This is a genomic window from Mycobacterium sp. 852002-51163_SCH5372311, from assembly GCF_001667115.1.
Classification (GTDB): Bacteria; Actinomycetota; Actinomycetes; order Mycobacteriales; family Mycobacteriaceae; genus Mycobacterium.
This window is the reverse complement of the sequence record NZ_LZIJ01000204.1, coordinates 1-671: the sequence shown is the minus strand read 5'-3', so window position 1 is coordinate 671 and position 671 is coordinate 1. Positions and strand designations below refer to the sequence as shown.

The following is a 671-nucleotide window of genomic DNA, read 5'->3' as shown; positions in this document are numbered from 1 at the left end:
GGCGGAATGGCCATGCCGGTCGCGATGACCTCGTCGACAGCGGGAGGCACATTGGGTTGGGTGGTCGAGGGTCGCGGCGGGGGGGTACTCAGGTGTGCGGCGACCAGGCGCGCCATCGTGTCTTCCTCGAAGGGCGGGTGTCCGGTCAGGCTTTCAAATAGCACGCAGGCCAGCGAGTAGATGTCGGCGCGGGCATCTTCTGTTCTGTTATCTAACCGCTCGGGTGCGATGTACTGAAAGGTGCCAATCATATGGCCGGACTTGGTCATTCGCGTTTCATCCAGGACGCGGGCGATGCCGAAGTCGATCAGGTAGGCGAAGTCGTTGCGGTCGAGCAGGATGTTGGAGGGTTTGATGTCGCGGTGCAGCAGACCCACCTCGTGGGCGGCGTGCAGAGCTTCAGCGACCTGGCCGATGATGTGTACCGCGCGCGCGGGTTCCAACGGCCCGTCAGCCAGCAGGGTCTGCAGGTCGCGGCCCTCGACCAGGCGCATGTCGACATACAGGCGGCCGTCGATTTCGCCGTAGTGATGGATCGGGATGACGTGCGGGCTGTTCAACCGCGCCGCCGCGTGGGCTTCGCGGCGGAATCGGCCCTGAAAGTCGTCGTCCTCCGACAGATTCGCCGGCAACAACTTGAGGGCCACGATCCGGTCGGTGTCGGTGTCATG

Annotated in this window: 1 protein-coding gene; it reads right to left on the bottom strand. The window is 64.2% G+C overall.

The window, feature by feature from the left end; translation table 11 throughout:
- Positions 1-671: serine/threonine-protein kinase (locus A5791_RS25495; protein ID WP_156661609.1), on the bottom strand; the 671-nt coding region annotated here is incomplete at both ends.